Source organism: Roseivivax sp. CAU 1761, from assembly GCF_054482755.1.
Window position 1 is genome coordinate 80,086 of the sequence record NZ_JBTLRM010000010.1, and the last position, 12,773, is coordinate 92,858.

Annotated in this window: 13 protein-coding genes; 5 read left to right on the top strand and 8 right to left on the bottom strand. The window is 68.8% G+C overall.

All coding sequences use genetic code 11. From position 1 onward, the window contains the following. Positions 1 to 13: 13 nt before the first annotated feature. Positions 14 to 1,729, top strand: coding sequence for a bifunctional sulfate adenylyltransferase/adenylylsulfate kinase (locus ACXYMW_RS08645; protein WP_459034912.1), 1,716 nt, complete (start codon positions 14 to 16; stop codon positions 1,727 to 1,729). A gap of 168 nt (positions 1,730 to 1,897) precedes the next feature. Here ACXYMW_RS08645 and ACXYMW_RS08650 read toward each other — a convergent pair whose 3' ends face one another. Both ACXYMW_RS08650 and ACXYMW_RS08655 read right to left on the bottom strand, forming a co-directional pair. After that, positions 1,898 to 2,125, bottom strand: coding sequence for a DUF1150 family protein (locus ACXYMW_RS08650; RefSeq protein ID WP_459034913.1), 228 nt, complete (start codon positions 2,123 to 2,125; stop codon positions 1,898 to 1,900). Between the two features lie 3 nt (positions 2,126 to 2,128). Further along, entirely contained in the window at positions 2,129 to 2,542 is a 414-nt protein-coding gene (locus ACXYMW_RS08655) for an Hsp20 family protein (protein ID WP_459034914.1), read from the bottom strand. A gap of 193 nt (positions 2,543 to 2,735) precedes the next feature. Here ACXYMW_RS08655 and ACXYMW_RS08660 point away from each other — a divergent pair, with 193 nt between their 5' ends. The 3 genes from ACXYMW_RS08660 to ACXYMW_RS08670 are packed head-to-tail and all read left to right on the top strand — an operon-like array spanning position 2,736 to position 4,600. Beyond that, entirely contained in the window at positions 2,736 to 2,960 is a 225-nt protein-coding gene (locus ACXYMW_RS08660) for a YdcH family protein (RefSeq protein ID WP_459034915.1), read from the top strand. Positions 2,961 to 3,009: 49 nt separating this feature from the next. Further along, positions 3,010 to 3,504 (top strand): 5-(carboxyamino)imidazole ribonucleotide mutase, encoded by a 495-nt coding sequence (gene purE, locus ACXYMW_RS08665; RefSeq protein WP_459034916.1) that lies wholly within the window; start codon positions 3,010 to 3,012, stop codon positions 3,502 to 3,504. A 28-nt stretch (positions 3,505 to 3,532) separates the two neighbouring features. Then, on the top strand, positions 3,533 to 4,600 hold the full coding sequence (locus ACXYMW_RS08670; RefSeq protein WP_459034917.1) for a 5-(carboxyamino)imidazole ribonucleotide synthase: 1,068 nt from the start codon (positions 3,533 to 3,535) through the stop codon (positions 4,598 to 4,600). A gap of 19 nt (positions 4,601 to 4,619) precedes the next feature. Here the strand turns inward: ACXYMW_RS08670 and ACXYMW_RS08675 are convergent, their stop codons facing one another. The 6 genes from ACXYMW_RS08675 to ACXYMW_RS08700 all read right to left on the bottom strand — a co-directional run bounded on the left by ACXYMW_RS08675 (position 4,620) and on the right by ACXYMW_RS08700 (position 10,579). Next, complete coding sequence (locus tag ACXYMW_RS08675; protein ID WP_459034918.1) at positions 4,620 to 5,762, bottom strand: alpha-D-ribose 1-methylphosphonate 5-triphosphate diphosphatase; 1,143 nt, start codon at positions 5,760 to 5,762, stop codon at positions 4,620 to 4,622. Positions 5,763 to 5,859: 97 nt separating this feature from the next. Beyond that, positions 5,860 to 6,249, bottom strand: coding sequence for a GNAT family N-acetyltransferase (locus tag ACXYMW_RS08680; protein WP_459034919.1), 390 nt, complete (start codon positions 6,247 to 6,249; stop codon positions 5,860 to 5,862). Positions 6,250 to 6,374: 125 nt separating this feature from the next. Further along, the gene (locus ACXYMW_RS08685) at positions 6,375 to 6,617 is read right to left on the bottom strand and encodes a hypothetical protein (RefSeq protein ID WP_459034920.1); all 243 of its coding nucleotides are present in this window, start codon (positions 6,615 to 6,617) and stop codon (positions 6,375 to 6,377) included. 226 nt (positions 6,618 to 6,843) lie between these two features. Continuing rightward, on the bottom strand, positions 6,844 to 8,487 hold the full coding sequence (groL, locus tag ACXYMW_RS08690; RefSeq protein WP_459034921.1) for a chaperonin GroEL: 1,644 nt from the start codon (positions 8,485 to 8,487) through the stop codon (positions 6,844 to 6,846). Between the two features lie 57 nt (positions 8,488 to 8,544). Further along, positions 8,545 to 8,856: a co-chaperone GroES gene (locus tag ACXYMW_RS08695; protein ID WP_459034922.1), complete on the bottom strand. Its 312-nt coding sequence runs from the start codon at positions 8,854 to 8,856 to the stop codon at positions 8,545 to 8,547. Positions 8,857 to 9,109: 253 nt separating this feature from the next. Next, complete coding sequence (locus ACXYMW_RS08700; protein WP_459034923.1) at positions 9,110 to 10,579, bottom strand: NCS1 family nucleobase:cation symporter-1; 1,470 nt, start codon at positions 10,577 to 10,579, stop codon at positions 9,110 to 9,112. A gap of 449 nt (positions 10,580 to 11,028) precedes the next feature. Here ACXYMW_RS08700 and ACXYMW_RS08705 point away from each other — a divergent pair, with 449 nt between their 5' ends. Then, complete coding sequence (locus ACXYMW_RS08705) at positions 11,029 to 12,735, top strand: peptide ABC transporter substrate-binding protein (protein ID WP_459034949.1); 1,707 nt, start codon at positions 11,029 to 11,031, stop codon at positions 12,733 to 12,735. Positions 12,736 to 12,773: the final 38 nt, after the last annotated feature.

Here is a 12,773-nt window from a genome sequence, read left to right on the forward strand (position 1 = left end):
TGAAGGTATTGCCATGCAGCTTCCGAACCTCGCCCCGATCCCCGAGCTCTACGTGTCCTACGAAAGCGCTCAGAAGCTGAAGGTGGAGGCCGGCAACCTGACCTCGCACGACCTGACCCCGCGTCAGATCTGCGATCTCGAGCTGCTGATGAACGGCGGCTTCGCCCCGCTCAAGGGCTTCCTCTCGGAAGAGGATTACGACGGCGTCGTCGAGTCCATGCGGTTGAAGGACGGCACGCTCTGGCCGATGCCGATCACCCTCGACGTCAGCGAGAAATTCGCCGAGACCATCGAGCTGGGCCAGGACATCGCGCTGCGTGACCAGGAGGGCGTGATCCTCGCCACGATGACGGTCACCGACAAGTGGGTGCCGAACAAGGCGCGCGAGGCCGAGAAGGTCTTCGGCGCCGACGACCAGGCCCATCCGGCGGTCTACTACCTGCACAACCAGGCCGGTAAGGTCTATCTCGGCGGGCCGGTGACCGGCATCCAGCAGCCGATCCACTACGATTTCCGCGGCCGCCGCGACACGCCGAACGAACTGCGCGCCCGCTTCCGCAAGCTCGGCTGGCGCAAGGTGGTGGCGTTCCAGACCCGCAACCCGCTGCACCGCGCCCACCAAGAGCTGACCTTCCGCGCCGCCAAGGAAAGCCAGGCCAACCTGCTGATCCACCCGGTGGTCGGCATGACCAAGCCGGGCGACGTAGACCATTTCACCCGCGTGCGCTGCTACGAGGCGGTGCTCGACAAGTATCCGGGCTCGACCACCACGATGAGCCTGCTGAACCTCGCCATGCGCATGGCGGGCCCGCGCGAGGCGGTCTGGCACGGCCTGATCCGCGCCAATCACGGCTGCACCCACTTCATCGTCGGCCGCGACCATGCCGGCCCGGGCAAGAACAGCCAGGGCGAGGATTTCTACGGCCCCTACGACGCGCAGGACCTGTTCCGCGAATACGAGAGCGAGATCGGCCTCAAGATGGTCGATTTCAAGCACATGGTCTACGTGCAGGAGCGCGCCCAGTACGAGCCCAACGACGAGATCGAGGACAAGGACAACGTCACCATCCTCAACATCTCGGGCACCGAGCTGCGCCGCCGCCTGCAGGAAGGGCTCGAGATCCCCGACTGGTTCTCCTTCCCCGAGGTCGTGGCCGAGCTGCGCAAGACCAAGCCGCCGCGCAGCCAGCAGGGCTTCACGGTGTTCTTCACCGGCTTCTCGGGCTCCGGCAAGTCGACCATCGCCAACGCGCTGATGGTCAAGCTGATGGAGATGGGCGGCCGCCCGGTGACGCTCTTGGACGGTGACATCGTGCGCAAAAACCTCTCGAGCGAACTGGGCTTCTCCAAGGAGCACCGCGACCTCAACATCAAGCGCATCGGCTACGTCGCCTCCGAGATCACCAAGAACGGCGGCATCGCGATCTGCGCGCCCATCGCGCCCTATGCCGCGACCCGGCGCCACGTGCGCGAGGAGATCGAGCAATACGGCGCCTTCCTGGAGATCCATGTCGCGACCTCGATCGAGGAATGCGAGCGCCGCGACCGCAAGGGCCTCTACAAGCTCGCGCGCGAGGGCAAGATCAAGGAATTCACCGGTATCTCCGACCCCTACGACGTGCCGGAGAACCCGGAACTGCGGGTCGAGACCGAGGGCACCGACGTGGACAATTGCGCCCACCAGGTGATCCTGAAGCTCGAGCAGATGGGCCTCATCGCCGCTCAGTGAGCCGCAGCTCTCGCGTTTTTGCGCAGGCCGCCCCGCCCGGGGCGGCCTGTCGCATTTCGCGCGCCGGTCAGCGGGGCGGGCGCCCCGCCCTTCGGACGCAAAAAGGGCGGCCGGCATCGCTGCCGCCCGCCCTTTTTGCCGTGCCGCGCGCCCCGTCGGGGCGGCGGCTCAGTGCACCGTCACCGGCGCCAGGTCGTTCTGCCGCGCCAGGATGAAGGCCAGGTTCCGGTCCTTCACCAGCGCCAGCCGCTCGCCGTCGGCGCGGTGCACCGCGTAGAGGGTGTCGAGGCCGCCCAGCTGGTGGCGGATCTCCTCGGGCAGGTCCGCACTCTGGACCGGACGGACATAGACCGTGCGGCCTTCGTCAAGCTGGGCGAAATCCACTTTCGTCTGCATGGCTCATCCCTTTCTGATCTGGATCGTCTGGACCACCGAATCCGGCCGCGTCAGCTTTAGATCGACGTGGAGAAGCCCGTTCTCCATCGCCGCCTCGCTCACCTCGACGCCGTCCGCGAGCACGAAGCTGCGCTGGAACTGCCGCGCCGCGATGCCGCGATGCAGGAAAACGCGCTCTTCCGTCTCCTCGGACTGGCGCCCCCGGATGACCAGCTGCCGATCCTCCACGGTGATCGACAGATCGGCCTCGGAGAAGCCGGCCACCGCCAGCGTGATGCGGTAGGCATTGGCCGAAGTCTGTTCGATGTTATAGGGGGGATAGCCGTCATTGCCGGACTTCGCGGTTCTCTCGAGCAGACGCTCCAGCTGTTCGAAGCCCAGCATGTGGGGATGAGACCCCAGGGTTAGTTTGGTCATCGACACGTCCTCTTCGCAAGCGACCGTCTCGAACGCGGACCCCGTTTCGGCGGTCCTGTTCAGTTGGAAATATGGGGCGGGATCGCACCCTCTGCAAGTCCGCCGGGTTCGCGCAAGGCTTTGCGTAAGCGTCACAAAGGTGTAGTTTCCGACTCCGCAGACCCTGCCATGCCGCCAGCGAAGGCCCGCCGCCATGAACGCCCCGACCGACATCTCGATGAAGACCGACGACGTGCTGCGCGTCGAGCTCGAAGTGTTCAAGCGCGAGCATCGCGACCTCGACGAGGCGATCCGCGCGCTGCAGCAGAGCGGCACCGCCGACCAGCTCACCGTGCAGCGGCTGAAGAAGAAGAAGCTGCATCTCAAGGACCGCATCGCGCTGATCGAGGACCGGCTCTTCCCCGACATCATTGCGTAAGCCCGCAGCGCCGGTATAAGCCCACCGCAAAAGCGCGAGGGACAATGCCATGCAGGACCAAGCCGCGGGGCCGGTCGGCATCATCATGGGCAGCCAGTCGGACTGGCCGACGATGCGGGAGGCCGCCGAGATGCTCGAAGCCCTGGGCGTCGGCTACGAGGCCCGCATCGTCTCCGCCCACCGCACCCCGGACCGGCTCTGGGAGTATGGCCGGAGCGCGGTGTCGCGCGGCCTCAAGGTGATCGTCGCGGGTGCCGGCGGCGCCGCCCACCTGCCCGGCATGATGGCCTCCAAGACCCGTCTGCCGGTGATCGGCGTGCCGGTCCAGACCAGGGCGCTGTCGGGCGTCGACAGCCTCTATTCGATCCTGCAGATGCCGCGCGGCTACCCGGTCGCGACGATGGCGATCGGCGCCGCCGGCGCCGCCAATGCCGGCCTGATGGCGGCCGGCATCCTGGCGCTCGGGGATGCCGCCCTGGCCGAACGGCTGGAGCGCTGGCGCGCCGAGCTCTCGGCCTCCATCCCCGACGCCCCGCAGGACTGACCGCCCCCTCTCCATCCGAGCGAGACCCATGCAGAATCCCCTCCCCCAAGGCGCCACGATCGGCATTCTCGGCGGCGGCCAGCTCGGCCGCATGCTGGCGGTGGCGGCCAGCCGCCTCGGCTTTCTCGCGCATGTCTACGAACCCAGCGCGGCGCCGCCCGCGGGTCATGTCGCGCAACGCGTGACCACCGCCCCCTACGACGATGCCGCGGCGCTCCGGGCCTTCGCCGGCAGCGTCGACGCGGTGACCTACGAGTTCGAGAACGTGCCGACCGCGGCGCTCGACCTGATCGAGGAGACGGTGCCGATCCGCCCGGGCCGCGAGGCGCTGCGGGTCAGCCAGGACCGCCTGACGGAGAAGGATTTCCTGACCGGACTGGGCCTGCGCACCGCGCCCTATGCCGACGTGCCCGATGCCGCGGCGCTGGCCGAGGCGCTGGCCCGGATCGGCACGCCGGCGATCCTCAAGACCCGCCGCTTCGGCTATGACGGCAAGGGCCAGGCCCGGATCACCGAGGCCGGCGGCGCCGAGGCCGCGCTGGCCGAGCTTGACGGCGCCCCGGCGATCCTCGAGGGCTTCGTGCGCTTCGAGCGCGAGGTCTCGGTGATCGCGGCGCGCGGCGCCGACGGCGCGGTGGCCTGCTTCGATCCCGGCGAGAACGTGCACCGCGACGGCATCCTGCACACCACCTCGGTGCCGGCGCGGCTGCGCCCCCGCGACAGCCAGGACGCGGTGCTGCTGGCCGGCCGCATCCTCAACGCGCTCGATTATGTCGGGGTGATGGGGGTGGAGCTCTTCGTCACCGAGGCGGGGCTCGTGGTCAACGAGATCGCGCCCCGGGTGCACAATTCCGGGCACTGGACGCAGAACGGCTGCGCCGTCGACCAGTTCGAGCAGCATATCCGCGCCGTCGCGGGCTGGCCCCTGGGCGACGGGGCCCGGCATGCCGACGTGGTGATGGAGAACCTGATCGGCGACGACATCGACCGGGTCGCCGAGCTGGCGCGCGAGCCCGACACCGCGCTGCATCTCTACGGCAAGGCCGAGGCCCGTCCGGGCCGCAAGATGGGCCACGTCAACCGCATCCTGCGCTGAGGGGCGGGCCAGCCGGCCGTCAGGCCAAGAAGCGGCGCGCCGCGGTGCCGCGCAGGAAGGTGACGGCACCGCCGGCGATGGTCGCGGCGACCCGGTCATCGGGGTCGAGCACCACCAGATCGGCGCGCAGACCCGGCGCGATGCGGCCACGATCCGCGAGCCCCAGGAGCCGGGCCGGCCCGTCCGAGACCAGCCGCCAGGCGGCGGGCCACCCGGCCAGCCCCCGCTCGACGATCGTGCCCACGGCGGCGATCAGCGACGGGTAATGGTAATCCGAGGCCAAAGCGTCGCAGAGCCCCTCGGCCACGAGGTCGAGCGCCGCGACATTGCCCTTGTGGCTGTTGCCGCGCACCACGTTGGGCGCCCCCATGACGATGCCGTCGCCGGCGGCCCGGGCCGCCGCCGCGGCCTCCCGGGTCTCGGGGAACTCGGCGATGCGCGCGCCGCGGCGATGCGCCGCCGCGCGGTCCCCGGCGCTGCGGTCGTCGTGGCTGCCGAGGATCACCCCCGCCGCCCGCAGCTCCGCCGCCAGCGCGTCGAGCGCCGCCGGCACCTCGGGGCCGCGGGCATGCAGCGCCTGCATCAGGGCCAGATGCGCCTCCGGGCTGCGGCCCGATTTCAGCGCCTGCCCGGTCATCTGCTTGGGCCGCCGGCCCTCGGCCAGCCGGTCGTGCTGCAGGTGATCGTTGAAGACGAGGTAGCCGATCCCATGCCGCTGCATCGCCGCCGCGACCCGCGGAAAATCGTCGACCATGTGCGTCTCGAGCCGCAGCTGCGCCCGCAGGTCGGTGTCGACGCGGCTGCGGATCGCCGCCAACCCGGCAAAGACCGCCTCGGCGAAGTCCGGGCCGCGCAGGCCGCCTTCCCAGCTCCAGAATTGCGCCAGCACCGCGGTGGTCACGCCATGGGCGGCAAGCTCCGCCTCGGCCGCGAGCAGCCCGCCGGTGACCTCGCGCAGGGCGCCGCGCCGCGGCGCCACGTGGCGTTCGAAGCCGTCGCCGTGGATGTCGACGATGCCGGGCAGGATGCGGAAGCCGGTCAGGTCGACGGCGCGCCCTTCGGGCGCGGCCGCGATGCGCCCATCCGCGAGGCTCAGGGCCTCGCGGCGCCAGCCGTCGGGATGCAGCACGTCGCCGCCATGCAGGGTCAGGGCCAGGCTCATCGCCACCTCTTCGCGAAGATTGCGGCTCGGGGGTAGCGCCGACGCGGCGCGGGGGGAAGCCCCGCATGACGCCCTCGCCCGGCGCGGGGCGGCGCGCTCAGGCGCCGAAGGCCTCGGGATAGACCAGCGTCTCGGCCGGCGCGTCCTCGCCCGGCCGGGCGATCAGCGTGTGATCGACGGGATAGGGCGAGGTCAGGTTCTGCGCCCGCGCCAGCGAAAACCCCGCCCGTTCGTAGAAGCCGGTCTCGCCCAGCACCACCACGGTCTGCCCGGCGGCGCGGGCCCAGGCGGCGACCATGCCGACGGCGCGGCGGCCGATGCCGCGGCCCTGGTGCGGCGGCGCCACCGCCACCGGCGCGAGGCACAGCCAGCCCTTCGGACCCCGCATCTGCGACAGCGCCAGATAGGCCACGGGCGCGCCGCCATCGCCCTCCGCCGGGACCACGCATTCGCCGGCCATGGCGCCGGCACGCCGCAAATTGCGCACCAGACGGACCTCGTCTTGGCCCCCGAACGCAGCGGAGAGGAGCGCGTCGATCGACGGCTCCTCTCCACGATGCAGGTCTCTGAGAAATCCGGTGTTCAGCACGCGCGGCCCTTTGGAACGGGGCCTCAGCCTGCCGCTTGCAGACCGGTCGCCGGGGTGCTGCGGGTCTCGGCCTTGGGCGGGCTGGCCGGTTCGGCGCGGCGGCCGGCAAACGAGATCAGCGCGGCGCTCAGCAGGAACATGCCGGCGACGCTGGCGAACATAAGCAGGTAGATGACGATCGGGTTCATGGCGATTAAGCTGCTCTTGACATTTCCGTTTGATCTGCAACGCCGCATCGCGTCGTGGTGTTCCAAAACGCGCGCCATGATCTGGCGGTGTCCATCTCCGCTGTCGCCGAAATGCGCGAACGAAGCAACATCGTGTAGCCTCGCCCTCCGAGATGCCCTTCGATTGTGTCCTGAAAAAGACATGTCGGCGGCTCCGGCGGTGCATTCCGGCCCGCGCTCCGCCCGTTCCGCCCCCTGCCCCGCACGTGAAAAGGGGGCCCGCCGAAGCGGACCCCCCTGGCCGTCCCGTGGGACCGGCGGATGATTACATCATGCCGCCCATGCCGCCCATGTCGGGCATGCCGCCGCCAGCGCCGGCACCTTCCTTCTGCGGCTTGTCGGCCACCATCGCCTCGGTGGTGATCAGGAGGCCGGCGATCGAGGAGGCATCCTCGAGCGCGGTGCGCACCACCTTGGCCGGGTCGATCACGCCGAACTTGAACATGTCGCCATATTCGTCGGTCTGGGCGTTGTAGCCGAACTTCAGGTCCTGGCTCTCGCGGATCTTGCCCGCGACCACCGACCCGTCGACGCCGGCATTCTCGGCGATCTGACGCAGCGGCGCTTCCAGCGCGCGGCGGACGATCGTGATGCCCGCGGTCTGGTCGGAATTGGCGCCGGTCAGGCCTTCGAGCGACTTGGCGCCCTGCACGAGGCTGACGCCGCCGCCGACCACGATGCCTTCCTGGACCGCGGCGCGGGTCGCGTTGAGCGCGTCATCGACGCGGTCCTTGCGCTCCTTCACCTCGACCTCGGTGGCACCGCCGACGCGGATCACCGCCACACCACCGGCCAGCTTCGCGACGCGCTCCTGGAGCTTCTCGCGATCGTAGTCGGAGGTGGTCTCCTCGATCTGGCCGCGGATCTGGTTGACCCGTGCTTCGATCTCGGACTTGTCGCCGTTGCCGTCGACGATGGTGGTCTCGTCCTTGGTGATCGAGACGCGCTTGGCCGAGCCCAGCATGTCCATGGTCACGTTCTCGAGCTTCATGCCGAGATCTTCCGAGATCACCTGGCCGCCGGTCAGGATCGCGATGTCCTGCAGCATGGCCTTGCGACGGTCACCGAAGCCCGGCGCCTTGACGGCGGCGATCTTCAGGCCACCGCGCAGCTTGTTGACCACGAGGGTCGCCAGCGCTTCGCCTTCGACGTCCTCGGCGATGATCAGCAGCGGCTTCTGCGACTGGATCACCGACTCGAGCAGCGGCACCATCGGCTGCAGCGAGGAGAGCTTCTTCTCGTGCAGCAGGATCATGCAATCGTCGAGTTCCGCGACCATCTTCTCGGAGTTGGTCACGAAGTAGGGGGAGAGGTAGCCGCGGTCGAACTGCATGCCCTCGACGACTTCGACGTCGGTCTCCATGCCCTTGTTCTCTTCGACGGTGATGACACCCTCGTTGCCGACCTTCTGCATCGCCTCGGCGATCATCTTGCCGATCGATTCTTCGCCGTTGGCGGAGATGGTGCCGACCTGCGCGACCTCGTCGGAGTTCTCGACCTTGCGCGAGGCGTTCTTGATCTGCTCGACGACCTTGGAGGTCGCGAGGTCGATGCCGCGCTTGAGATCCATCGGGTTCATGCCGGCGGCGACCGACTTCATGCCCTCGCGGACGATCGCCTGGGCCAGAACGGTCGCGGTGGTGGTGCCGTCGCCGGCCTCGTCGTTGGTGCGGGAAGCGACTTCCTTCACCATCTGCGCGCCCATGTTCTCGAACTTGTCCTCAAGCTCGATTTCCTTGGCGACCGAGACACCGTCCTTGGTGATGCGGGGGGCGCCGAACGACTTGTCCAGGACCACGTTCCGGCCCTTCGGGCCGAGGGTCACCTTCACCGCGTCGGCGAGGATGTTGACGCCGCGCAGCATGCGGTTGCGGGCATCGGTATCGAATTTCACGTCCTTGGCAGACATGTCACTTCTCCTTGGTCAATTCGGGTCGTGTGAGGGAAAAAACAGCGTTCGCCGCGATCAGGCGGCCTTGGCTGCCGACGCGTCCTCGATGATGCCGAGGATGTCGCTTTCCTTCATGATCAGCAGGTCTTCGCCGTCGATCGACACTTCGGTGCCCGACCACTTGCCGAACAGGACCTTGTCGCCGGCCTTCACGGCCATTGCGATCAGTTCGCCCGAATCCTTGCGCGCACCTTCGCCACACGCAACGATCACGCCCTCAGCCGGCTTCTCTTTCGCGCTGTCGGGGATGATCAGACCGCCCTTGGTCTTCTCGTCGCTCTCGACGCGGCGGACCAGAACGCGGTCATGAAGCGGTTTGAATGCCATCTTCGAGTCTCCTTGGCTCAAAGTTTGTATGTGCCCCCCGTGAGGCGGGCAGTTATCACTCACCATCGTCGAGTGCTAACGGCGCCGAGATAGGAGATGCAAAGAGGCCTGTCAACGCGCCCGGTGCGGGAAAGTTATGCCGCAGCGCAGCACGCCCGCGGCGGACGGAATGCAGGCCGCGTCCGGGGGCGCAAACGCGCGCGGCCGCGCCCCGGAAGGCGCGACCGCTAAGGCGTCTTCGGCAGCGGTCGGTTCAGGCCGCCCCGGTCCCCGCCGCGGCGGTGGCGGCGGGCGCCGGCACGCGCTTCGACAGGGTCACGTGCAGCCCGCCGCCGATCAGCGCGCCGATCACCCAGGCAAAGCCCGACAGCGCCGCGAAGGCCGGCACCCAGACCGTCAGCACCGAGAACACCGCCGCGATGCCGAAGGCGATGATCGCCCGCTTGTTCCAGCCGTTCTGGTAGTGGTAGGCGCCGGCCGGATCGAGGGTGAAGAGCGCGTCGAGGTCGAGCTTGCGGCGCTTCACCAGGTAGTAGTCGGCGACCAGAATGCCGTAGAGCGGCGCCAGCACCGCGCCCAGCGTGTCGACGAAGCCCGCAATGCCGATCTGCGAGATCACCGGCAGCCAGAACGCCCCGATGAAGAAGGCCAGTGCCGCGGTGATCATGCCGCCGGTGCGCGCCGAGATCTTCGCCGGGGCGAGGTTGGCGAGGTCGTAGGCCGGCGGGATGAAGTTGGCCACGAGGTTGATGCCCACTGTGGCGGCGAAGAAGGTCAGCGCCGCGATCACCGTCAGCGTCAGGCTGTCGACCCGGGCGACGATCTCGGACGGGTTGGTCAGGGCCTCGCCGAACAGCACCACGGTGCCGGCGGTGGTGAACATGGCGAGGAAGGAGAACACCGCGAGGCTCACCGGCAGGCCCATGAAGTTGCCGAACTTCATCTGTCCCTCGCTCTTCACGAAGCGCGAGAAGTCGCCGAAATTGATGATCACCGCGGCGAAGTAGGCGATCATCGTGCCGATCACCCCGAGGAAGGCCACCAGACCGCCGGTGCTGCCCTCCTCGGCGGCGAAGATGGTGCCCAGCGCGCCGAAGATCGAGTTGCCGGCGGCGTACCAGATGTAGAGCGCCAGCGCGATCATCACCGCGTAGACCAGCGGCCCGGCCCAGTTCAGGAACTTGGTGATCCAGTCGATGCCGCGCAGGAACAGCGCCACCTGGAAGGCCGAGACGAAGATATAGGCGACCCAGTCGAGCCCGGTCAGGCCCAGCAGGATCGGCGCGCCGCCGGCGCCGAACAGCGCCTTCAAGAGCATCGCCACCGCGGTCGAGGCGAAATAGGTCTGCACCCCGTACCAGAAGATCGCCACGATGCCGCGGATCAGCGCCGGCAGGTTGGCGCCGCGCACCCCCATCGCGGCGCGCGCCATCACCGGGTAGGGAATGCCGTAGCGCACCGAGGGGCTGCCGGTCAGGTTGACCAGCCACATCACGAAGAGACCGGCGAGGATGATCGCCGCGAAGACCCACCAGCCGTTGAGGCCGGAGGTCAGGAACAGCGTGGCGGCGAGCGTGTAGCCGAACAGCGACTGGATGTCGTTCGACCAGACGTTGAAGATCTCGAACCAGCGCCATTTGCGCTCCGCCTTGGGCAGCGGCGCCAGGTCCTCGTTCCAGAGTGCCGGATCGCGCGGCACGGCGTAGGTTTCGGGCATCGTCATCGTTCATTCCCCCTGTCTGCCTTTGATTTGGCGAAAGTGTTTCCCCGCCGAGGCCACTTGAAAATGAAATAAACGGGCAAACGCCTTTCGGGATTCCCGAAGAATGGCCAAGTCGCTGGCCTGGGGCGCCGCGATCCGCGGCCCCATCCAGGGAGAATCACCCCCCGAAGGCCGGCCCCCGAGGCGGGATCCCGGCCCCCGGGCGCGCCGCGGGACCGCGGCCCCGGCCCTGTCGGGGGCGGCGAGTCCGCCGCTTCCGGCCGGCCCGACGCCAGCCGCCAAGACGGCCGGCGCGCGGCCCGCCCCGGGACGCGGCGCAGGGGGTTAACATATTCAAAATACGGAACCTTTGACGCCCAACAGGCTTGCATTTTTGCCAGGCAGCCGGTTCGATGCCGGTATGCGGTCGCCGGTCCGGCGGAGTTCAACCGCGCCAGGAGAATCCCATGATGTCTTTGCCGTGGTCGCTGTGCGTCGCCCTCGCCCTCACCCTGACGTGCACGGCGGCGCTGGCCGAACGCGGCGCCGACGGCGAGGTGCGCATCCTCTACTGGCAGGCGCCGTCGATCCTGAATCCCTATCTCTCGGGCGGCACCAAGGACATCGAGGCGGCAAGCCTCGTGCTGGAGCCCCTTGGCCGCTTCGACGAGACCGGCACCCCCCTGCCCTGGCTCGCCGAGGAAATTCCCACGATCGGCAATGGCGGCGTGGCCGAGGACCTGACCGCCATCACCTGGCGGCTGCGCGCCGGCCTGACCTGGTCCGACGGCAGCCCGGTGACCTCGGCCGACGTGGTCTTCACCGCCGAATATTGCATGCACCCCGAGGGCGCCTGTTCGCAGGGCGCGAAATTCGACCAGGTGGCCGCTGTGGAGGCTCTGGACGACCGCACCGTGCGCGTCGATTTCACCCGGCCGATGCCGAACCCCTACCTGCCCTTCATGGGCAACCAGTCCCCCATCCTGCAGAAGGCGCAGTTCGAGCCCTGCCTCGGCGCCGCCGCGTCGAGCTGCACCGAGGCCAATTTCGGCCCCATCGGCACCGGACCCTTCACCGTCACCGAGTTCCGGCCCAACGACGTCATCACCTTCGCCGCCAATCCCGAATACCGCGAGCCGGGCAAGCCCGCCTTCGACCGCGTCGTCTTCAAGGGCGGCGGCGACGCGGCGGCGGCCGGGCGCGCGGTGCTCGAGACCGGCGAATTCGACTATGCCTGGAACCTGCAGCTGGCCCCGGACGTGCTGGCCGGGATGCTGGCCTCGGGCCAGGGCCGGGCGATCACCGCCTTCGGCTCGCTGGTCGAGCGCATCGAGATCAACCTGTCCGACCCGTCGCCGGACCTGCCCGAGGGCGAGCGCGCCACCCTCGCCCATCCGCATCCGATCCTGACCGATGCGCGGGTGCGCCGCGCCCTCTCCATGGCCATCGACCGGCCCACCCTGGTCGAGATCGGCTACGGCGCGTCCGGGCGCCCGACCTGCAACCTGGTGCCGGCGCCGGCGCTCTATGCCAGCGACAACACCGAATGCCTGACCCAGGATCTCGACGGCGCGCGGGCGCTGCTCGAGGAGGCCGGCTGGACCGACACGGACGGCGACGGCGTGCGCGAGAAGGACGGCCGCCGCCTGTCGCTGCTGTTCCAGACCTCGACCAATGCGGTGCGGCAGGATTTCCAGGCCATCATCAAGCAATGGTGGGCCGAGATCGGGGTCGAGACCGAGCTGCGCAACATCGATGCCAGCGTCTATTTCGGCGCTGATCCGGGCAGCCCGGACACCTTCCAGAAGTTCTATGCCGACGTCGAGATGTACGCCAACAACTTCGACGGCACCGATCCGCAGGCCTACCTGTCGATGTATCGCTGCGGCAACGAGCCCCGCCCCGAGACGCAGTGGCAGGGCGAGAACATCAACCGCTACTGCGACCCCGATTACGACGCGCTGCTCGACCGCCTGGCGCAGACCGGCGATCCCGAGGCGCGCGGCGAGATCGCCCGCCGGCTCAACGACATGCTGACCCGCGACGCCATGGTGATCCTGCCGCTGGTCGATCGCGGTCGGGTCTCGGCGCATGCCAATTCGCTGGGCGGGGTGGTCCTGAACACCTGGGACAGCGAGCTCTGGAACATCGCCGACTGGCACCGCATCGCGCCGTGACGCCGGGGCCGGTCCGTCCAGACCGGGCCCGGGGGGGG